This is a genomic window from Actinomadura madurae (genome assembly GCF_900115095.1).
Taxonomy (GTDB): domain Bacteria; phylum Actinomycetota; class Actinomycetes; order Streptosporangiales; family Streptosporangiaceae; genus Spirillospora; species Spirillospora madurae.
Genome location: NZ_FOVH01000001.1, coordinates 853,614 through 874,255, shown reverse-complemented (window position 1 = coordinate 874,255; position 20,642 = coordinate 853,614). Strand labels below are relative to the sequence as shown.

Here is a 20,642-nt window from a genome sequence, read left to right as displayed (position 1 = left end):
GACCGTAGCCGACCAGCACGAAGACCACAAGTGGATGACCGGCCATCGGGGTTTCGGACGTTCCGTCCGGTACGCCAGCTATGGTCTTCTATGGGTCATGAGTGACCCTTTTTACGAATGTGACAAGGCCGGGGAACCGCTCGCCGTGGTGGCGCGCGCCGCGGAGCCGTACCTGGAGAGCCTGCGGAGCCGTCCCGTCCACGACCGGGCGAAGGACGCGCTCCTGGACGAGCTGGACGGCCCGCTGCCCGACCGCGGGGAAGGGTCGGTGGCCGCGGTGGAGCGGCTGCTGCGGATCGGCACGGAGGCGGCGACGCACTCGTCCGGACCCCGGTTCTTCCATCTGGTGGTGGGCGGAGCCACGCCGGCGGCGATGGCGGGCGACTGGACGGCGTCGCTGCTGGACCAGGTGGCGGGCATCGCGCAGGCGTCACCGCTGGCGGCGCGGGCGGAGACGGTGGTGCTGCGGTGGCTGAAGGAGCTGTTCGGGCTGCCCGCGTCGTTCGGCGGCGTGCTGACGCCGAGCGCGACGCTGGCGCACGTGGCGGGCCTGGCCTGCGCGCGGCACTGGTGGGCGGGCGAGCACGGGGTGGACGTGACGTCGCGGGGCCTGGCGGGGCTGCCCGCGATGCCGGTGTTCACCAGCGGGCTCGTGCACGTCAGCACCAGGAAGGCGCTGCAGATCCTCGGCTGCGGGAGGGACACGCTGACGACGTTCGCGGCCGGCGACGACGGGCGGGCCGATCTCGCGGCGATGGACGCGGCGCTGGCGCGCGAGCGCGGCCGGGCGGTGATCGTGGCGAACCTCGGCGAGGTGAACACCGGGGCCTCGGACCCGATCGCCGGCCTGGCGGACCTGGCGGAGCGGCACGGCGCCTGGCTGCACGTGGACGGGGCGTTCGGCCTGTTCGCCGCCCTCAGCCCGCGCACCGCGCACCTCGCCCGGGGCGTCGAGCGCGCCGACTCGGTGACGGCGGACGGGCACAAGTGGCTGAACGTCCCCTACGAGAGCGGGTTCTCGTTCGTCCGGGACCCGGAGTCGCTCAGCCGCGCCTTCGGGGCGTGGGGCGCGGCCTACCTGCCGGACGCCGCGGACGAGCGGGTCAACTACAGCGCGCTGGGCCCGGAGTCGTCGCGGCGGGCGCGGGCGCTGCCGATCTGGGCGACGCTGCGGGCGTACGGGCGGGACGGCCACCGCGCGATGGTCGAGCGTCACCTCGACGTGGCCGGGCATCTCGGCCGGCTCGTCGAGGCGGCGCCCGACCTGGAGCTGCTGGCGCCGGTGCGGCTGTGCGTCACCTGCTTCCGGTACCGGCCCGAAGGCGTCCCGGCGGAGCGCCTGGACGACCTCAACGCGCGCCTGGGCGAGGCGCTCCTCGCCGACGGCCGCGTCTACGCGGGGACGAGCACCTACCGGGGCATGACGGTCCTGCGCCCCGCGACGCTCAACTGGCGGACGACGAAGGCCGACGTGGAGCGCCTCGTCGACGTCCTGCGCGAGCTCGGCGCCCGTCTCACCCGCTGAGCGCCGGTCAGCTGGTGCAGTCGCCCCAGGGCGCGGTCTCGTCGAGCTGGTCGAAGGGCTGGGTGAGGCTGTACCAGCAGCCGGAGTCGTCGCGGAAGACGGCCTCGATGCCGTAGGGCCGCTTCTCCGGCTTGTGGAGGAACTCGACGCCCTTCGCCGACAGCCGCTCGTAGTCGCCCTGGCAGTCGTCGGTGTTGAAGGCGCCGGCGCCGAGGACGCCCTTGGCGATGAGCGCCTTCATCTGCGCGGCGGACTCGGGGTCCATGGTGGGCGGGCCCGGCACCATGAGGGCGAGGCTGAGGTCGGGCTGCGCGTTGGCGCCGAGGGTGACCCAGCGCATCCCGCCCTCGCCGAGCGTCATGTCGTCGCGCACCTCCAGGCCGAGCTTCTCGGTGAAGAACTCCTTGGCCGCGTCCTGGTCGAGCACCCACACGGTGGCGAGTCCGAGCTTGGTGATCATGCCTGGTTCCCTTCGTGAGCGGATCTGCGTTCACGGTAGGAGGCACGGCGGGCGGCGGGCTTCTCCGATGTTGCTCAGTGCCTGCGGGATCAGTCCCTGCGGAAGCCGCCCGCCCACAGCAGGACGAAGCAGCCCGGTATCGAGGACGCGCCGCCCGTCCGGGCCGTGCGGCGGAACTCGGTGGGCGTCATCCCGGTCCGCTGCTTGAAGCGGGTGCAGAACGTGCCGAGGCTGCTGAAGCCGACCAGCACGCAGATCTCGGTGACGGTGAGGTTGGCCGTGCGCAGGAGGTCCTGGGCGCGCTCGATGCGGCGGCGGGTGAGGTAGGCGCCCGGGGTCTCGCCGTAGACCTCGCTGAACAGCCGGACGAAGTGGTAGCGGGAGTAGCCGGCGCGGGCGGCGACGGCGGCGATGTCGAGGGGGCCGGCCCATTCGCGGTCCATGGCGTCCCGGGCGATCCGCATCCGGCGCAGCACGCCGATGTCCACGGTCGGGGACGCGTTTCCCATGCCGCCACTATCCCAGGTGGGAGGCCGTCCGCGATACGCCGCACGTCTCGCGGAACGGCCTCCCCTCCCGGGGTCAGCCGATGGGGCGGGCCGTCGGCGGGATCGGGTACGGCAGGTCCGTCCGGCCGCTGAGGTAGGCGTCGACGCCGTGCGCGGCGGCGCGGCCCTCGGCGATGGCCCAGACGATCAGGGACTGGCCGCGGCCCATGTCGCCGGCGGTGAACACGCCGTCCACCGACGTCCGGTAGTCGCCGTCGCGGACCACGTTGCCGCGCTGGTCGAGGTCGACGCCGAGCTGCTCCAGCATGCCCTCGCGCTGCGGGCCGAGGAAGCCCATGGCGAGGGTGACCAGCTCGGCGGGGATCTCCCGCTCGGTGCCCTCGACCGGCGCGAACCGGGTGTCCGGCCCGCCGACCTCCACCAGCCGCAGGGCGCGGACGTTGCCGTCCTCGTCGCCGGCGAACTCGGTGGTGGACACCGCGTAGACGCGGTCTCCGCCCATGTCGGCGAGCTCCTCGTGGGCGCTCTCCATCTTGAACAGCATCGGGTACGTGGGCCACGGCTGGGCGTCCGGGCGGGACTCCGGCGGACGCGGCATGATCTCCAGCTGGGTGACGGACGCGGCGTCCTGCCGGATCGCGGTGCCGACGCAGTCGGCGCCGGTGTCGCCGCCGCCGATGACGACGACGTGCTTGCCCTTGGCGGAGATCGGCGACTCCTCGTAGTCGCCCTCCTGCGCCCTGTTGGACGGCGGCAGGTACTCCATCGCCTGGTAGACGCCCTTGAGCTCACGCCCGGGGACGGGCAGGTCGCGCCAGGCGGTGGCGCCGCCCGCGAGGACCACGGCGTCATGGGACGCGCGCAGGTCCTCGGCGGTGATGTCGACGCCGATGTTCACCGAGGTCCGGAAGGCGGTGCCCTCGGCGCGCATCTGGGCGAGGCGCCGGTCGAGGTGCCGCTTCTCCATCTTGAACTCGGGGATGCCGTAGCGCAGCAGCCCGCCGATCCGGTCGGCCCGCTCGTACACCGTGACGTCGTGGCCGGCGCGGGTGAGCTGCTGGGCGGCGGCGAGGCCGGCGGGGCCGGAGCCGACCACCGCGACCTTCTTGCCGGTCTTGACGGCGGGCGGCTGCGGGCGCACCCAGCCCTCGGCGAACGCCCGGTCGATGATCTCCACCTCGACCCGCTTGATCGTCACCGGGTCCTGGTTGATGCCGAGGACGCAGGCGCTCTCGCACGGCGCGGGGCACAGCCTCCCGGTGAACTCCGGGAAGTTGTTGGTGGCGTGCAGCCGCTCGGCCGCCTCCTGCCAGTCCTTGCGGTAGACCAGGTCGTTCCACTCGGGGATGAGGTTGCCGAGCGGGCAGCCCTGGTGGCAGAACGGGATGCCGCAGTCCATGCAGCGGCTCGCCTGCTTCTCCAGCCGGTCCGTGCCGAAGTCCTCGTAGACCTCGGACCAGCTCTTGATCCGCACGTCCACGGGACGGCGCTTCGGGAGCTCCCGCCGGACGGTCAGAAAACCCTTCGGGTCGGCCATGAAGGAGTCCCCCTCTCAGCTCTGCGCGGCGGCCATGACCGCCTCGTCAACGTCGCGTCCCTCGGCCTCGGCCTTCGCCATGGCGTCCAGCACGCGCCGGTAGTCACGCGGCATGATCTTGGTGAAGCGGGCGGCGGCGGCGTCCCAGTCGTCCAGCAGCCGCCGGGCGACCCGCGAGCCGGTCTCGGCCAGGTGCCGCTCGGTCAGGTCCCGGACGAAGTCCACGTCGCCGGCGTCCAGCGGTTCCAGGTCGACCATCTCGCCGTTGACGCGCTCGGGCGCGAGGTCCAGGACGTAGGCGATGCCGCCGGACATGCCGGCCGCGAGGTTGCGCCCGGTCGGGCCGAGGATCAGCGCGCGGCCGCCGGTCATGTACTCGCAGGCGTGGTCGCCGGCGCCCTCGACGACGGCGGTGGCGCCGGAGTTGCGGACGCAGAACCGCTCGCCGACGACCCCGCGGGCGAGCAGCTCGCCCGAGGTGGCGCCGTACAGGATGACGTTGCCGCCGATGATCTGCTCCTCGGCCGCGAACGCGGCGTCCGCCGGGGGACGCAGCGTCAGCCGGCCGCCGGACAGGCCCTTGCCGACGTAGTCGTTGGCGTCGCCGACGAGCCGCAGCGTGACGCCGCGCGGCACGAACGCGCCGAACGAGTTGCCCGCCGAGCCGGTGAAGGTGACGTCGATCGTGCCGTCGGGCAGGCCCTCGCCGCCCCACTTCTTGGTCACCTCGTGGCCGAGCATGGTGCCGACCGTCCGGTTGACGTTGCGGATCGGCAGGTCGAGCGTGACCTTGTCGCCGTAGGCGAGCGCGCCCTCGGCGAGCTGGATCAGCGTGTTGTCCAGCGCCTTCTCCAGGCCGTGGTCCTGCTCGGTGACCCGGTGCAGCGCCGCGCCCGGCGACCGCTCGGGGGTGTGCAGGATCGGGGCCAGGTCCAGGCCGGAGGCCTTCCAGTGCGCCACGGCCTCGCGGGTGTCGATCATCTCCACGTGCCCGATCGCCTCGTCCAGCGAGCGGAACCCGAGGGCCGCCAGGTACTCGCGGACCTCCTCGGCGACGAACTCGAAGAAGTTCACGACGAACTCGGGCTTGCCGGAGAACCGCTCCCGCAGGACGGGGTTCTGGGTGGCGACGCCGACCGGGCAGGTGTCCAGGTGGCAGACGCGCATCATGATGCAGCCCGACACCACCAGCGGGGCGGTCGCGAAGCCGTACTCCTCGGCGCCGAGCAGCGCGGCGATGACGACGTCCCGGCCGGTCTTCATCTGGCCGTCGGTCTGCACGACGATCCGGTCGCGCAGCCCGTTCAGCAGCAGGGTCTGCTGGGTCTCGGCGAGGCCGAGCTCCCAGGGCGCGCCGGCGTGCTTCAGCGAGGTCAGCGGGGACGCGCCGGTGCCGCCGTCGTGCCCGGAGATCAGCACCACGTCGGCGTGCGCCTTGGACACCCCGGCCGCGACCGTGCCGACCCCGACCTCGGCGACGAGCTTGACGTGCACGCGCGCCGACGGGTTGGCGTTCTTCAGGTCGTGGATGAGCTGCGCCAGGTCCTCGATCGAGTAGATGTCGTGGTGCGGCGGCGGCGAGATGAGGCCGACGCCGGGCGTGGAGTGCCGGGTCTTGGCGATCCACGGGTACACCTTGTGGCCGGGCAGCTGGCCGCCTTCGCCGGGCTTGGCGCCCTGCGCCATCTTGATCTGGATGTCGTCGGAGTTGGTGAGGTACTCCGACGTCACGCCGAACCGGCCGGACGCGACCTGCTTGATGGCGCTGCGCCGCAGGTCGCCGTTCTCGTCGGGGGCGAACCGCGCCGGGTCCTCGCCGCCCTCGCCGGTGTTGGACTTGCCGCCGAGCCGGTTCATCGCGATCGCGAGGGTCTCGTGCGCCTCCGCGGAGATGGAGCCGTACGACATCGCGCCGGTGGAGAACCGCTTGACGATCTCCGAGACCGGCTCGACCTCGTCGATCGGCACCGGCTCCCGGTCGCCCTCCTTCAGCCTGAACAGCCCGCGGAGGGTCATCAGCTTCTCGGCCTGCGAGTCGACCTTGGAGGTGTACTCCTTGAAGATCTCGTAGCGGCGGGTGCGGGTGGCGTGCTGCAGCTTGAACACCGTGTCCGGGTTGAACAGGTGCGGCTCGCCCTCGCGGCGCCACTGGTACTCGCCGCCGACCTCCAGCGTCCGGTGCGCGAGGTCGTTGCCGCCCGGCGGGTAGGCGCGGGCGTGCCGCTGCGCGACCTCGCGAGCCAGCACGTCGAAGCCGACGCCGCCGAGCCGGGACGTGGTGCCGGTGAAGCAGCGGGACACCACGTCCTCGCCGAGCCCGATCGCCTCGAAGATCTGCGCGCCGGTGTAGGACGCGACCGTGGACACGCCCATCTTCGACATGATCTTCAGGACGCCCTTGCCGTACGCCTTCACCAGGTTGCGGACCGCGGCGGCCGGGTCCAGGCCCTCGATGGCGCCGGCGCGGACCAGGTCCTCCACGGTCTCGATCGCCAGGTACGGGTTGATCGCCGACGCGCCGTACCCGATGAGCAGCGCCATGTGGTGGCACTCGCGGGCCTCGCCCGTCTCGATCACCAGGCCGACCCGCGTGCGGGTCTTCTCCCGGATCAGGTGGTGGTGGACGGCGCCGGTCAGCAGCAGCGACGGGATCGCGGCGCGGGCGGAGTCGGCGCCGCGGTCCGACAGCACGATGATCCGCGCCCCGGCCCCGATCGCCCGGCTCACCTCGGAGTTGATCTCCTCCAGGCGCGCCTCCAGGGCCTCTCCCCCGCCGGAGACGTCGTACAGGCCCTGCACGACGTAGGCCTGCAGGTGCGGGAGCGACCCCTCGTCGTCGATGTGGATGATCTTGGAGAGCTCGTCGTTGTCCAGGATCGGCGTCGGCAGCACGAGTCGCCGGCACGAGTCCGGGCCCGGCTCCAGCAGGTTGCCCTCCGGGCCGAGCGTGGACTGCAGCGAGGTGACGAGCTCCTCGCGGATCGCGTCCAGTGGCGGGTTCGTGACCTGCGCGAACAGCTGCTTGAAGTAGTCGAACAGCAGTCGCGGGCGCTCCGACAGCACCGCGATCGGAGTGTCGGTGCCCATCGACCCGATCGGCTCGGCGCCCGTCCTCGCCATCGGGGTGAGGATGATCCGCTGCTCTTCGAGCGTGTAGCCGAACGTCTGCTGCCGCTTGACGAGCGTCTCGTGCGTCGGGATCTCCCGCTCGCGCTGCGGCAGCTCCTCGAACCGGACCAGGCCCTCGTGCAGCCACGCGCCGTACGGGTGCTCGGCGGCGAGCTCGGCCTTGACCTCGTCGTCCTCGACGATCCGCCCGGCGGCGGTGTCCACCAGGAAGATCTTGCCGGGCTGCAGCCGGCCCTTGCGGACGACCTTGCTCGCCGGGATGTCGAGGACGCCCGCCTCGCTGGCCAGCACGACCAGGCCGTCGTCGGTCACCCAGTACCGGCCGGGGCGCAGCCCGTTGCGGTCCAGGACGGCGCCGACGACGGTGCCGTCGGTGAAGCTGACGCTGGCGGGGCCGTCCCACGCCTCCATCAGCGTGGAGTGGAACTCGTAGAAGGCCCGGCGGCCGGGGTCCATCTCGGTGTGGTTCTCCCACGCCTCCGGGATCATCATCAGCACGGCGTGCGGCAGCGACCGGCCGCCGAGGTGCAGCAGCTCCAGGCACTCGTCGAAGGAGGCGGTGTCGCTGGCCTCGATGTCGATCACCGGGTAGATCCGGGACAGGTCGCCGGGGATCAGGTCGGACTTCAGCAGCGCCTCGCGGGCGCGCATCCAGTTCCGGTTGCCCTTCACCGTGTTGATCTCGCCGTTGTGGGCGATGAACCGGTACGGGTGGGCCAGTTCCCAGGCCGGGAACGTGTTGGTCGAGAACCGCGAGTGGACCAGCGCGATCCCGCTGGTGAAGCGGCGGTCCGACAGGTCGGGGAAGAACGGCTCCAGCTGCGGGGTCGTCAGCATCCCCTTGTAGACGATCGTCCGGCTGGACAGGCTCGGGAAGTAGACCCGCACGTCCTGCTCGGCGCGCTCGCGCATGCAGAAGACGACGCGGTCCAGCTCCAGGCCCGTCCGGCCCTCGTGCGGGCCGCCGGGGGCGGGGGCGACGAACAGCTGGGCGAAGTGCGGCATGACCCGGCGGCTGGCCGGGCCGGTGAAGGCGGGGTCGTGCGGGAGCTCGCGCCAGCCGAGGACCGTCAGGCCCTCCTCGACGCAGAGCGTCTCGACGTGCGCGACCACGGCGGCGCGCTCGGCGCCGTCCACGGGCAGGAAGGCGATGCCGGCCGCGTAGGCGCCGGCCTCGGGGAGCGGGAAGTCGCAGACCTCGCGGAAGAACGCGTCCGGGATCTGGAGGAGGATGCCGACGCCGTCTCCGTCGTCCGGCTCCGCGCCCACGGCCCCGCGGTGGTCCAGGTTCTTCAGGACGGTCAGGGCGTTCTGGACGATGTCGTGGCTCTTGCGGCCGTGCAGGTCGGCGACCATGCCGACGCCGCAGGCGTCGTGCTCGTTGGCGGGGTCGTACAGGCCCTCCGGCTGGGGGTGGCCCGGTGCCCGGCCGGCAGGTGTGAGGGCAGCAGCAGCCATCAACCCTCCCGTCGTCGTCGTGTCACTGCTTCGTGTCAGTGCAGGCTCGGGACGACGTTGGCCCTGCTGCGGTGAGATGACATTACATCACTGCCGGGATCATGCCCGACTGCACCGGATCGCGAAACTTCCTCGTGCCGATCGCCGGTGTGTCATCTTCGAGTGGTTTAGACCAGGCTACCGGTTTCCACCGGGCACGGACGGTGACGACGGCGGTGAGGATCATCACCGGAACGCGATGTTTACGGTGATACGGCGGCGTTCAACCAGGTCGCGGGGGCCGTGCGGGTCGAGGTCACTCGGAGGCGCGGGCGGCGCGGCCGAGGACCGCCGGGGCCTTCCCGCCCTCGATCAGCAGCGACAGCAGCGTCTCGTCCTTCTCGTCGCCCTTGCCGTCCAGCCGCTGCGCCCACGACACCACGGCGAAGTGCCCCATCGCCAGGCCCCGCGCCATGCCGAAGCCGCGGCCGAACGCGTCCAGCGGGGCGGGGGCCTCCAGCGGCCGGACGAAGCCCGCGCCGATCGTGGTCTCCAGCTTCGCCACGAACCTGTCGGCGTCCGCCGACCCGGCCAGGTTGAACACCGCGACGGCCAGCGCGTAGCCGCGGCCGGTGTCGGAGTAGATCCCCCGGGCCGCCTGCGTGCAGCCGCCCCGGCCCAGCTCGGCGCCCACGGACCCGCCCCACACGGCGGCGGCGCAGTCGCCGTCCAGCCGCTTCGCGCGCAGCTTCAGCGTCGCCTTGCCCTCCGGGACCGACAGCTTCGCCGCCGACGCGGGGAACGCCTCACCGATCGTCAGGGGCTGGGGGTCCGCGCTCCGGGAGGCGATGCCGGCGTACGCGTCGCTGGACGGCGAGCTGGAGTAGGACACCGGCGACACGCCGGTCCCGGCGGGCGTGCCGATCTTCGCGGGCGGGGCCGCGGCCGGGGCGTCGTCACCGCCGCCGAGGACGGCCACCGCGCCCGCCCCGAGCAGCACCAGCGCGCCGAGGGCCGCGGCCGCTCCGAAGTACAGCCTCGGTCCGGGCCCGCCGGCACGGCGCGCCGTCCCGCCCTGGCGCTCCTGGCCGCCCGTCCGCCCGGAGGGCCGGGCGGTTCTCGCGGCCTTTCCCCGCTTCTTCGGCCGCTTGCCGTTCTTCTTCGGCTTCCTGCCGCGCTCGGCGGCGCCGGGGGGCGGCTCGTAGGCGTCCTCCGGCGGGACACCGTCGTCGTAGGGCCCCTCCAGGTAGGGGACGTCCTCGTACGGCGGCCTCGGCGGGGGCGCGGCCGGCCGCTCCGGGCGGGGGGCGGGGCGGCGGGACGGCGGGGTCCGGCGCGGTCCGCCCGCCCGGCCCGGCGCCGTCCTGCGGGGGGCGGGCTGCCGGCGGCCCTGGCGGCTCACCGGGGGCCGCCCTCGGCCGCCGCCGCGGCGTTCATCGGATCCACGACCGCGCAGACTACCGCCCGCCCGCGGAGGGCGCGTCCAGGGCCGGCCCGGTCACTGCCCGGCCCGCCCGCCGGCGGCCAGGTCGAGGCGCCCGTACAGGAAGTCGGCGGCGTTCTCGATGACCAGGCTCACATCGATCATCTCGTTGAGCGAGGCGGGCTGCTCGCCCCCGGCCCGCTGCACCCACGTGCCGACGGCGTAGTGGCCGTAGGTGCGGGTGTAGGCGGCGCTGAAGCCGGAGCCGAACGGGGGCACGCCCTTCGCGTCCAGCGGCGTCACCCAGCCGGCGCCGGCCGCCGGGTCGAGGTCGCGCAGGATCTGCTTGACCCCTTCCTCGCTCGCCAGGTTGATCACGAAGAACTGGCCGACGTGCTTCTTGTCGGCGCTCACGTACGCGCCCCGGACGACCTGGGTGCACTGGTACTTGGCAAGGTCGGCCTGCAGCCGCCCGCCCCAGGTCGCGGCCTTGCAGTCCGTGCTCAGGTTGGACGCGGCCAGCGTGAACGCGTACTTGGACGACTTCAGGCTCTTGGCGGAGAACGCCTCGCCCTCGGTGATCGCCCGGCCGTCGGCGGAGCGGTTCCCGAGCTTGGCGAAGCCCTCCCCGAGGTAGTCCGGGGCGTAGGCGGTCGGCACCGCCTGCCGCACCTTCTTCTCGCCGCCGCCGCCGGTCAGCATGACCACGGCGACCGCCGCGACGGCCGCCACGACCAGCACGGCGGCCCCGGCGAGCAAGAGTTTGGGAGCGGGGAGCTTGCGGCCGGGCTTCTCGTCGTCCGGCCAGAAGTCCCGCCCGCGGCCCTTCTGCGCGGCCTTGGTGGAACCTGAGTCACGAGCCTCGATCACAGCCCCGGAGCTTAGCGGTCCGCGTCGTCCCCGCGGGCCCAAAAGGGCTATTCGTCCAGATTCATTGGCCCTAGAGGCCGTTGGTCCCGATCAGCGCGCCGAACCCGTAGGTGATCGCCGCCGCGGCGGCGCCGAACAGCAGCTGGCGCGACCCACCGAACCACCACGCGCGGGCCGTGATCCGCGACACCAGCGCCCCGGCACCGAACAGCCCGGCCGCCGCGATGCCCGCCGCGGGCCACAGCGACGACGCGCCCAGCAGGTACGGCAGCACCGGCAGCAGCGCCCCGACCGCGAACGACAGGAACGACGAGCCCGCCGCGAGGACCGGCGAGGGAAGCTCGCCGGGCGTCACGCCGAGCTCCTCCTTCGCGTGCACCTCCAGGGCCTCCTCGGGGTCGCGGGACAGCTGCCGCGCGACCTCGGCGGCCGTCACCGGGTCCACGCCGCGCGCCTCGAAGACCTCGGCCAGCTCCTGCTCCTCGGCCACCGGGTGGCGGGCGAGCTCAAGCCGCTCCACCTCGATCTCGGCCTCGGCCAGCTCCGACTGGGACGCGACCGAGATGTACTCCCCCGCCGCCATGGAGAACGCGCCCGCCGCCAGGCCCGCGAGCCCCGCGAGCAGGACGACCTTCTGGCTCGCCTGGCCGCCCGCGACGCCCGCGATCAGCGCGAAGTTGGACACCAGCCCGTCCATCGCGCCGAACACCGCGGGCCGCAGCCAGCCCCCGGTGACGTCGCGGTGCCGGTGGTGGTGCTCCGGCCGCACGGCGGGCCTCCCGCCCGCCGCTCCCCTCGCTTCGGACACCGTCCCCCCGTCGCCTACTTCCCGTCCTTGACGGGCTCCCCCTTCTCGGCGCGATCGGAGTCGGCGGCACCGTCCTTCTCATTGTCCCCGGCCGGGGCCTGCTCCTCGGCCTCGGGTGCCTCGCCGTCCGCCGCGGGCTCGGAATCGGCCTCGGAATCGGCCTCAGAGTCCGCCTTGGACTCCGGCTCGGACTCCGGCTCGGAATCGGCCTCGGAGTCGGCCGTCTCCGTCTCGGTGGCGGTGCCGTCGGCCTCCGGCTCGTCCGCCTTCCGCTCGGGGCCGGGCTCCGGCTCGGACTCTTCGGCCTCCGCCTCGGGCTCCTCGGGCTCCTCCGCGGGTGTCGCGGCCTCCGCCTCGGAATCCGCCTCGGGCTCGGCCCCCGGTTCCTCGTCCGGGGCGGCCACGCTGGAGGCCTCGGCGCCCGCGTCCGCCTCGCCGTCCGCGCCGCGGGCGTCCTCCGGCGTCTCCGACTCCTTCTCCAGGCCGCCACCGCCGGGCTCGTCGTCAGGGGCGATCTCGTCGGGCCCGGTCGCGGCCGGGCCCGGCTCGGCGGCGGTCACGGCGCCGACGTTCTCCGGGCCGGTGCGGCCGCGCGCCCGGTACAGGTAGGCGACCGCGCCGACGAAGAGCAGGATCGCCGTCCAGTCGTTCAGCCGCAGCCCGAGGATGTGGTGCGCGTCGTCGATGCGGAGCGCCTCGATCCAGCCGCGCCCCACCGTGTAGGCGGCGACGTACAGGGCGAAGGCGCGCCCGTGCGTGAGCTTGTAGCGGCGGTCGGCCCAGATCACCAGGGCCGCGACGCCGATGCACCACAGCGACTCGTACAGGAACGTCGGGTGGTAGGTGGCGACGTCGGCGTACTTCGGGTCGAGGGCGGGCCCGCCGTCGAGCATCGGCCGGTGGTTCTCATCGATCTCCAGCGCCCAGAAGGCGTCCAGCGGGCGGCCGTACAGCTCCTGGTTCCAGTAGTTGCCCCAGCGGCCGATCGCCTGCGCGAGCGCGATGCCGGGCGCCACCGCGTCGGCCAGCGCCAGCACCGAGATCCCGCGGCGCCGGCAGCCGATGAGCGCGCCGACCGCGCCGAGCGCGACGGCGCCCCAGATGCCGAGGCCGCCCTTCCAGATCTCCAGCGCCCGGAGCGGATCGCCGTCCTCCCCGAAGTACCGCTGGTAGTCGGTGACGACGTGGTAGAGGCGCCCGCCGACGAGGCCGAACGGCACCGCCCACACGGCCACGTCGATGATCACACCGGGGGTGCCGCCCTTGGCGGCCCAGCGGCGCTCGCCGAGCCAGACGGCGACGACGATGCCCAAGATGATCATGATGGCGTAGGCCCTGAGCGGGAGCGGGCCGAGGTGCCAGACGCCCTGCGAAGGGCTCGGGATGGAGGCGACCGGGTGCATGACCGTTGACGTTACCGCCTCCGGGGCGCAGCGCGCGCCGTCTCCGCCACAGCGCGCGCCATCCCCGCTGAGGCGGCGCGGTCAGGCCCGCCGCGCTCCGGGCGGCGCGGTGCGCGCGGCGTCCGCGGTGCCGCCGGAGTTGGTGGTCCCGGGGGCGGGGGCGGGCCCGCCGCCGGCCTGCGCGACGGCCTTCCGGAGCCCGGCGGGTGAGCCGATCACCTCGTCGCCCGCCTTCTCGCCGTTCAGCGCCAGGTACGGGGTCGAGTCGACGCCGGCCCTGCCCGCCTGGGCGCTCGCCTGGTCGACCGTCTCGATCCGCTGGTTCCCGTTGACGCAGGCGGCGAAGGACGGGTCCGCGACGCCCAGATCGGCGGCCCACTTGATCAGGTCCGGCGCGGCGAAGCCGGTGTCGCCCTCCGGGGGCTGCTCGGCGAAGAGCCTGTCGTGGTACCTCACCCAGTGCGAGGCGGGCATGCAGGCGGCGGCGTTCGCGGCCCGCCGCGAGTTCGACATCAGCGGGTCCTGCTGGAACAGCTGGAACGGCCGGTAGACGACCTTGACCTTGCCCTCGGCGGCGAGCTGCTTCATCGTCCCGCCGAGCCGCTCCTCCATCACCCGGCACGCCGGGCACTGGAAGTCCTCCCAGACGTCGAGGACGGGGGCGGTGACGCCCGGCTGCGCCATCGCGACCGACCCGTCCTGCTGCCGGGTGGCGGGCGCCAGCGCGCCCTTGTAGGAGTCCTCCAGCGGCTCGTCCCCGCCCCGGGAGAGCGCCACCACGGCCACCGCGACCGCGACCGCCGCCACCGCGACGCCGCCGAGGACGACCGCCAGCGCCCGCCGCCGCCGCGCCGCGGCCCTGGCCCGTTCCTCCGCGAGACGCCCGCGCGCGGACGGTCCCCTCCCCTGCTCGCTCATCGATCCCCCGATCGGCCACTGTGCGTGTTCGTGAGCTCGCACCAGCGTAACGGGGAAGGGCCCGGCGGGTGCCGGAAAGCGCCGCGCCGCGCCGTCCCGGCGGGGACGGCGCGGCGTGCGGGTCCGTGCCGCGGCGGGGGCCGCGTTTCAGGAGGGCGCGCTCACTTGCCGGCCGCGGCGGCCGACTCGACGGTCGCCCGCAGGGCGGCCGGGTTCATGAACTGCGTCGACTCGAGCTTCTGGCCGTTCAGGAAGACCGTCGGCGTGCCGTCGACACCGCGCTCCTGAAGGGCGTACTTGGTCATCGCGTCGACCGTGGACTTCTTCTGCTCGTCCCGCACGCACTTCTCGAAGCCGGCGTCGGTGACACCGACGTCCTTGCCCCACTTCACGAGGTCGTCCGGGGAGAAGCCCTCCTCGCCCTCGGCGGGCTGGAACCGGAACAGCGCGTCGTGGTAGGAGATCCACTTGTCGGCCGGGACGCAGAGCGCCGCCTCGGCCGAGCGCAGCGAGTTGATCTTGATGGGATCCTTCTGCTGGCCGAACAGGTGGAAGGGCCGGTAGACGACCTTGACCTTGCCCTGCACCGCGAGGTCCTCGATGGTCTTGCCGGTGGCCTCCTCGAACTGCTTGCAGATCGGGCACTGGAAGTCCTCGAAGATCTCCAGCTCCGGCTTGGTCACCCCCGCCTTCGCCATCACGATCGAGCCGTCCTGCTGGCGGCTCAGCGGGGCGAGCGCGCCCTTGTGCACCTCGGCCCGCCCGTTCTTGCGCTGCTGGTCGATGATCAGGACGGTGGCGACCACGACCACCGCCACGGTGACCACCGACCCGAGGATGATGGCGAGCAGCCGCCGCTGCTTCTGCCGCGCCGCCTGCCGCTTGCGCTCGGCGGCCAGGCGCTCCCTCGCGGACCGCTCTCGTGCGGCCTTGCTCATTGGTTCTCCTAAGCGTGCGGACCCGCGCCGGCACCGTGCGGCGCGGTAACGGCGAGACTAGTCGACCTGACCGATCCGCCGGAATTCGTCGATCAGAACGAGGATGAAGAGCAGTGCGGTGATGACATGGACGCCCGTGCACCACAGGCAGATCTTGTGCAGGATCGCCAGTTCGACGGTGACGAGGTAGACGACGAACAGCACGCCCACCGCGACGCTCGCCACCCGCGCCCAGCGCAGCGGCGGCCACAGCGACCGCAGCGCCCACGGGGTCAGCAGCGCGCCGAACGCCACGAAGAACGCGAGGCCGAGCAGCGGCATCGGGATCCCCAGCAACGTGGAGTACTCGCTCGTCGTGACGGCGTGGCAGTCCACGGTCCTGGACGCCGAGCAGACCAGCGCGCCCTCGTCGTAGTGCGTGACCGTCAGGTAGACGGAGATCCCGAGGCCGGCGAGCGTCAGGACCCAGGCCGTGACCTGGAACCACACGGGCGGCGTCCGCGGCCCGGCCGTCCCGGGCCGGCCCGTCGCCGTCATCTCTTGCGTCATCGTGATCCTTCCGGGACCGCCTCCGCCGGCGAACACACCCTATTGGAGAGCGGAGGCGGCACAAGACAGGAACTCGGCGGGCGGCGCCGGGAGTTCCCGCGGCGCCGGAAAACGTGCGCGGAGCGGCGCCGCGGACGCCGCCCGGCCGGCGAGCGTAGGGCGGGTCGCGGTCAGCGGCCCTGCCGGACGCCCGCCGCCAGCTCCTCGGTCAGCGCGCGGATCCCGGCCACGCCGGAGGCGAGGTCGGGCGCGTCCAGGAGGCGGCGGACGAACGCCGATCCGACGATCACCCCGTCCGCGAACCCGGCGACCTCGGCGGCCTGCGCGCCGGTGCCGACGCCGAGGCCGAGGCCGACCGGCAGCGGCGTGCCGCTCGCCTCGATGATCGCGCGGGTCCGCTCGACCAGGCGCGGGGCGCCGGTGTCGACCGCGGAGCGGGCGCCGGTGACGCCCATCAGCGACGCCGCGTAGACGAAGCCGCGGCACTGCCGGGTGATCGTCGCGATCCGCTCGTCGGTGGAGCTGAGCGCGACGAGGAAGACCCGGTCGAGGCCGTGCGCCTCGGACGCCGCCAGCCAGTCGCCGCCCTCCTCCGGCGTCAGGTCGGGGGTGATCAGCCCGGCCCCGCCGGCGGAGGCGAGGTCGCGGGCGAAGGCGTCCACGCCGTAGTGGTCGACGGGGTTCCAGTACGTCATGACGAGGGTGGGGACACCGGTGGCGGCGACGGCCTCGACCGTCCGGAACACGTCGGCGACGCGGACCCCGCCGACGAGCGCCCGGTGGACGGCGTCCTGGATGACGGGTCCGTCCATCATCGGGTCGGTGTAGGGCAGGCCGATCTCGATGACGTCGCAGCCCGCGTCGACCATGGCCTTCAGGGCGTCGACGGCGCCCTCGCGGGTCGGGAACCCGGCGGGCAGGTAGCCGACGAGCGCGGCCCGCCCGTCGGCCTTGGCCTTGTCGTAGGCGGTCTGCGCGGTCACGCGTTCTCTCCCTCGGGCATCAGGCCGAAGAAGGTGGCGGCCGTGTGCATGTCCTTGTCGCCGCGGCCGGACAGGCACACGACGATCGTGGCGTCCGGGCCGAGCTCCCCGCCGACCTTGAGCGCGCCGGCCAGCGCGTGCGCGGACTCGATCGCCGGGATGATGCCCTCCGTGCGGCACAGCAGCGCGAACGCGTCCATCGCCTCGGCGTCGGTGATCTCGCGGTACTCGGCGCGCCCGCTGTCGTGCAGCCACGAGTGCTCGGGGCCGACGCCGGGGTAGTCGAGGCCGGCGGAGATCGAGTGGGTTTCGAGGGTCTGGCCGTCGTCGTCCTGCAGCAGGTAGGTCCGCATGCCGTGGATGACGCCGAGGGAGCCGCCGACCAGCGTCGCGGCGTGCCTGCCGGTGGCGAGGCCGTCGCCGCCCGCCTCGAACCCGTACAGCCGGACGGACTCGTCCGGGACGAAGGCGTGGAAGGTGCCGATCGCGTTGGAGCCGCCGCCGACGCAGGCGACGACGGCGTTCGGGAGGGCCCCGGTCAGCTCGACGCACTGCCGCCGCGCCTCGACCCCGATGATCCGCTGGAAGTCGCGGACCATCATCGGGAACGGGTGCGGGCCCATGACGGAGCCGATGCAGTAGTGGGTGTCCTCGACGGTGGCGACCCAGTCGCGGAACGCCTCGTTGCAGGCGTCCTTGAGGGTGCGGCTCCCGGTCCGCACCGGGATCACCTCGGCGCCGAGCATCCGCATCCGGGCGACGTTGAGCGCCTGCCGCTCGGTGTCGACCTCGCCCATGTAGACGGTGCAGGTCAGGCCGAGCAGGGCCGCGGCGGTGGCGGTGGCGACGCCGTGCTGCCCGGCGCCGGTCTCGGCGATCAGGCGGGTCTTGCCCATCCGCCGGGTGAGCAGCGCCTGGCCAAGCACATTGTTGATCTTGTGGGACCCGGTGTGGTTGAGGTCCTCGCGCTTGAGCAGCACGCGGGCGCCCGCGTGCTCGGAGAAGCGCTCGGCCTCGGTCAGCAGGCTCGGGCGGCCGGCGTAGTTCGCGAGCAGGTCGTCCAGCTCGGCGGTGAAGGCCGGGTCGTCCTTCGCGGTCTCGAACTCGCGGGTCAGCTCGTCCAGCGCCGCCATCAGCGCCTCGGGGGCGAACCGGCCGCCGAACGGCCCGAAGTGGCCCGCGGCGTCGGGCACGGCGCCGGCAGCACCGCGCGCGGCGGTGTCGGTGGTCATGGGAAAACGCGTCCTGTCATGGGAGAAGTGGCTGGAACCGTCGGTGGGGTGCGGACTGACCCCGCCATCGCTCCCGGAGCGGTTCGACCTGCATGCCCTTCACCCTATCCAGCCCCGCGCCGCCGCCGGTCAGCCGCTCTGCCGCAGCGCCGGGTGGGCGCCGGCGGCGACCAGGTCGGCGACCGCGGCGCGGGGGTCCTTGCCGATCACCAGGCTCTCCCCCACCAGCACCGCGTCGGCGCCGCTGGAGGCGTAGGCGAGCAGGTCGTGCGGGCCCCGCACCCCCGACTCGGCGATCTTCACGACGTTCTTGGGCAGCGCGGGCGCGACCCTGGCGAACACGCCGCGGTCGACCTTCAGCGTGCGCAGGTCGCGGGCGTTCACGCCGATGACCTTCGCGCCCGCGTCGACGGCGCGGGCCGCCTCCTCCTCGGTGTGCACCTCGACGAGCGGGACGAGCCCGATCGACCCGGCCCGCTCGACCAGCGACACGAGCGCGTCCTGGTCGAGCGCGGCGACGATGAGCAGCGCCATGTCGGCGCCCGCGGCGCGCGCCTCCCACAGCTGGTAGGAGGTGACGATGAAGTCCTTGCGCAGGACGGAGACGCCGACGTTCGCGCGGACCGCGGCGAGGTCGTCGAGGCTGCCGCCGAACCGGCGCCGCTCGGTCAGCACGCTGATGACCTTGGCGCCGCCGGCCTCGTAGTCGCGGGCGAGCGCGGCGGGGTCGGCGATCGCGGCGAGCGCCCCCTTGGAGGGGCTGCTGCGCTTGACCTCGGCGATGACCGACACGCCCGGCCCGCGCAGCGCGGCGAGCGCGTTCACCGGCGCCGGGGCCTTCGCCGCCCGCTCCTTGAGGGCGTCGAGCGGGACCTCGCGCTGCCTCTCGGCGAGATCGGCCCGGACGCCCTCGATGATCTCGTCCAAAACGCTCAAGGTCGCAGGCCCCCTATTTCAGGTCGTTCCGTGCACCGATCGTAGCCGCCCCCGCCGACGGCCCCGGCGTCAGGGCGCCAGGGCGTGCGCGAACGGCAGGTTGCGGACGATCCAGTAGACGATGAGAACTCCGACGAACGAGTACGCGACCGCCGGCCTCAGCAGGGCGGACCGCATGGGCAGCCCCTGCGCGGTCCTGACCGTCCAGCGGACGTAGAGGTATGCGAAGACCGGGAGCATCACGAAGAGCAGCGGGTTGAAGCCGAAGGCGGCGCCCAGGTGGCCGTGCGTGAGCGCGTAGACGAGCCGCGTCATCCCGCAGCCGGGGCAGTAGAAGCCGGTCAGGGCCAGGAACGGGCAGCCCGGGTAGTGGCCGGGCTCGCTGGGGTCGTCGCGGAACGCGACCACGAGGGTGCCGGCGACGACCCCGCCGAGCACCGCGGCCTGCGGGGCGAGCGCCCGCGCCGGGCGCCGCCGCCCGGTGGGGCCGGCGTGCTCGTGGGCGTGGACCGGTGCGCGCGTCACGCCCTCCAGCCTAGGCCGCCGGGCCGGTCAGGCGTCCAGGACGTAGCCGACGCCCCGGACGGTCCTGATGGGGCTGCCCTCGCCGAGCTTGGCGCGCAGCTGGGCGATGTGGACGTCGACGGTGCGGCTTCCGGCGCCGGCACCGGGGCCCCACGCGGCGTCCAGGAGCTGCTCCCGGGTGAAGACGCGGCCGGGATTGGCCATCAGGAACTCCAGGAGGTCGAACTCGGTGACGGTGAGCGGGACGCGGCGCTCGCCGACGGCGGCGGCCCTGCCGCGGGGGTCGAGGGAGACGCGGCCGGCCCGCAGCGGGCCGGGCGCCTCGACCGGGCCGTCGCGGCGCAGGGCCTCGGCGACGGCGGCGACGAGGACGCGGGGGCCGAAGGGCCGGTCGACGCGGTGGTCGCCGAGGGCCCGGGCGACGGCGGGGTCGAGGGGCCCGGTGACGGCGACGACGGGCGCCGGGCGGGCGGCGTCCGCGACGCGCCGGTACAGGTCGGCGGGCAGCGCCGAGGTGGACAGGTCCAGGACGACGACGTCGGGGCGGCTGCGCTCGGCCGCGGCCGCAGCGCCGGCGGGGTCGGCCTCGATCTCGACGTCGAAGCCCTCCCGGGCGAGGTAGCGGCGCTCCAGCTCGGCGACGGCCGGATCGTGCTCGATCACCAGGACGAGCCCGCCGCCGTCGGCGTTCACGGGCGGCCGTTCCGCCGGGCGGTCGGGTCCTCGCCGCGGTCGAGCGACCGCCACATCGCGGACGGGTCGTCCTCGGCCGGACCGTCCCCGGCCGGGGCCGCCGCGGTCCTCGCCGGGGCCGCGCGCTCGTAGCGGGACGACAGGCCGGGCCAGCGGTTCCCGCGGACGGCGGTGAGGAGCCCGGCGACGGCGAGGAGGACCCCGCCGGTGACCGAGACCATCCACCACTGGTTCACGTCGAGGGCCGGGTCGCCGCCGAGCCTGATCAGGGCGCTCTTGTCGCCCGCGGCGGACAGCACGCTGGGGCGCTGCACGGCGGCGGCCGAGGCGTAGGCGATGCCCGCGCCGAACAGGGCGATGAGGACGCCGGCGGCCGCGCGGACGCGGCCGCGGGCGGCGAACAGGGTGGCGAGACCGGCGAGCCCGGCCCAGCCGAGGGCTCCCGCGGCGCCGCCGAGGTCGCCGCCGGTCAGGGTCTGCGTGAAGGGGGTGATGGCCTCGCGCGCCTCGACGGTGGCCCAGGTGCGCCCGGCGGCGAGCAGCGCGAGGCCCGCGCCGGCGGCGCACAGCAGCGCCGTCAGGCCGCGTTCGCGTGCGGGCGTCATGAGGGGCGCCCGGGGCGTTCACCGGCCGCGGCGTCCGGGACGCGGGCGTCCCCGGCGGTGTCCCGGCAGGTGCGGTCGCCCGTGCGGCAGGCCCCCGTGCGGTGCAACATGCGCCCGAGTTTATGGCAGGGCCTCCGGCGACCCGCTCCGCCCCGGCGGCGG

At 73.8% G+C, this 20,642-nt stretch carries 18 protein-coding genes; 1 reads left to right on the top strand and 17 read right to left on the bottom strand.

Annotated elements, in window-relative coordinates:
* Positions 1-97: 97 nt before the first annotated feature.
* A complete protein-coding gene (locus BM339_RS04135; protein WP_075019919.1) occupies positions 98-1,525 on the top strand; it encodes a pyridoxal phosphate-dependent decarboxylase family protein in 1,428 nt (475 codons plus the stop codon).
* Positions 1,526-1,532: 7 nt separating this feature from the next.
* On the opposite strand, the gene BM339_RS04130 is transcribed toward BM339_RS04135, so the two are convergent.
* The 17 genes from BM339_RS04130 to BM339_RS04050 all read right to left on the bottom strand — a co-directional run bounded on the left by BM339_RS04130 (position 1,533) and on the right by BM339_RS04050 (position 20,480).
* Positions 1,533-1,985, bottom strand: a complete 453-nt coding sequence (locus BM339_RS04130) for a VOC family protein (protein WP_075019918.1) — start codon at positions 1,983-1,985, stop codon at positions 1,533-1,535.
* Positions 1,986-2,074: 89 nt separating this feature from the next.
* Positions 2,075-2,494 carry a helix-turn-helix transcriptional regulator gene (locus tag BM339_RS04125; protein WP_021598013.1) on the bottom strand — a complete coding sequence of 140 codons (420 nt, stop codon included), beginning with the start codon at positions 2,492-2,494 and terminating at the stop codon, positions 2,075-2,077.
* Positions 2,495-2,567: 73 nt separating this feature from the next.
* Entirely contained in the window at positions 2,568-4,031 is a 1,464-nt protein-coding gene (locus tag BM339_RS04120) for a glutamate synthase subunit beta (RefSeq protein WP_021598014.1), read from the bottom strand.
* A 15-nt stretch (positions 4,032-4,046) separates the two neighbouring features.
* The gene (gene gltB, locus BM339_RS04115; RefSeq protein WP_075019917.1) at positions 4,047-8,618 is read right to left on the bottom strand and encodes a glutamate synthase large subunit; all 4,572 of its coding nucleotides are present in this window, start codon (positions 8,616-8,618) and stop codon (positions 4,047-4,049) included.
* Positions 8,619-8,913: 295 nt separating this feature from the next.
* Positions 8,914-9,999 (bottom strand): hypothetical protein, encoded by a 1,086-nt coding sequence (locus tag BM339_RS04110; RefSeq protein WP_075019916.1) that lies wholly within the window; start codon positions 9,997-9,999, stop codon positions 8,914-8,916.
* 96 nt (positions 10,000-10,095) lie between these two features.
* A complete protein-coding gene (locus BM339_RS04105) occupies positions 10,096-10,890 on the bottom strand; it encodes a hypothetical protein (RefSeq protein ID WP_024936736.1) in 795 nt (264 codons plus the stop codon).
* Positions 10,891-10,960: 70 nt separating this feature from the next.
* A complete protein-coding gene (locus tag BM339_RS04100; protein WP_052357985.1) occupies positions 10,961-11,698 on the bottom strand; it encodes a VIT1/CCC1 transporter family protein in 738 nt (245 codons plus the stop codon).
* A 14-nt stretch (positions 11,699-11,712) separates the two neighbouring features.
* Positions 11,713-13,101, bottom strand: coding sequence for a prolipoprotein diacylglyceryl transferase (gene lgt, locus BM339_RS04095; protein ID WP_075019915.1), 1,389 nt, complete (start codon positions 13,099-13,101; stop codon positions 11,713-11,715).
* 81 nt (positions 13,102-13,182) lie between these two features.
* Positions 13,183-14,019: a DsbA family protein gene (locus BM339_RS04090; RefSeq protein ID WP_021599548.1), complete on the bottom strand. Its 837-nt coding sequence runs from the start codon at positions 14,017-14,019 to the stop codon at positions 13,183-13,185.
* Positions 14,020-14,180: 161 nt separating this feature from the next.
* Positions 14,181-14,957: a DsbA family protein gene (locus BM339_RS04085; RefSeq protein ID WP_075019914.1), complete on the bottom strand. Its 777-nt coding sequence runs from the start codon at positions 14,955-14,957 to the stop codon at positions 14,181-14,183.
* A gap of 57 nt (positions 14,958-15,014) precedes the next feature.
* Positions 15,015-15,506, bottom strand: coding sequence for a vitamin K epoxide reductase family protein (locus tag BM339_RS04080; protein ID WP_021599546.1), 492 nt, complete (start codon positions 15,504-15,506; stop codon positions 15,015-15,017).
* Positions 15,507-15,676: 170 nt separating this feature from the next.
* Complete coding sequence (gene trpA, locus BM339_RS04075; RefSeq protein WP_024936737.1) at positions 15,677-16,489, bottom strand: tryptophan synthase subunit alpha; 813 nt, start codon at positions 16,487-16,489, stop codon at positions 15,677-15,679.
* Positions 16,486-17,721, bottom strand: a complete 1,236-nt coding sequence (gene trpB / locus BM339_RS04070; RefSeq protein ID WP_021600035.1) for a tryptophan synthase subunit beta — start codon at positions 17,719-17,721, stop codon at positions 16,486-16,488. The genes trpA and trpB overlap by 4 nt, the downstream gene beginning before the upstream one ends.
* 129 nt (positions 17,722-17,850) lie before the next feature.
* The gene (gene trpC, locus BM339_RS04065) at positions 17,851-18,657 is read right to left on the bottom strand and encodes an indole-3-glycerol phosphate synthase TrpC (RefSeq protein ID WP_024936738.1); all 807 of its coding nucleotides are present in this window, start codon (positions 18,655-18,657) and stop codon (positions 17,851-17,853) included.
* 69 nt (positions 18,658-18,726) lie between these two features.
* Positions 18,727-19,182 carry a DUF2752 domain-containing protein gene (locus BM339_RS04060; protein ID WP_075019913.1) on the bottom strand — a complete coding sequence of 152 codons (456 nt, stop codon included), beginning with the start codon at positions 19,180-19,182 and terminating at the stop codon, positions 18,727-18,729.
* A 27-nt stretch (positions 19,183-19,209) separates the two neighbouring features.
* Positions 19,210-19,875 carry a response regulator transcription factor gene (locus tag BM339_RS04055; RefSeq protein ID WP_075019912.1) on the bottom strand — a complete coding sequence of 222 codons (666 nt, stop codon included), beginning with the start codon at positions 19,873-19,875 and terminating at the stop codon, positions 19,210-19,212.
* On the bottom strand, positions 19,872-20,480 hold the full coding sequence (locus BM339_RS04050) for a Trp biosynthesis-associated membrane protein (protein ID WP_075019911.1): 609 nt from the start codon (positions 20,478-20,480) through the stop codon (positions 19,872-19,874). Before BM339_RS04050 ends, BM339_RS04055 begins: the two co-directional genes overlap by 4 nt.
* Between the last annotated feature and the right edge of the window lie 162 nt (positions 20,481-20,642).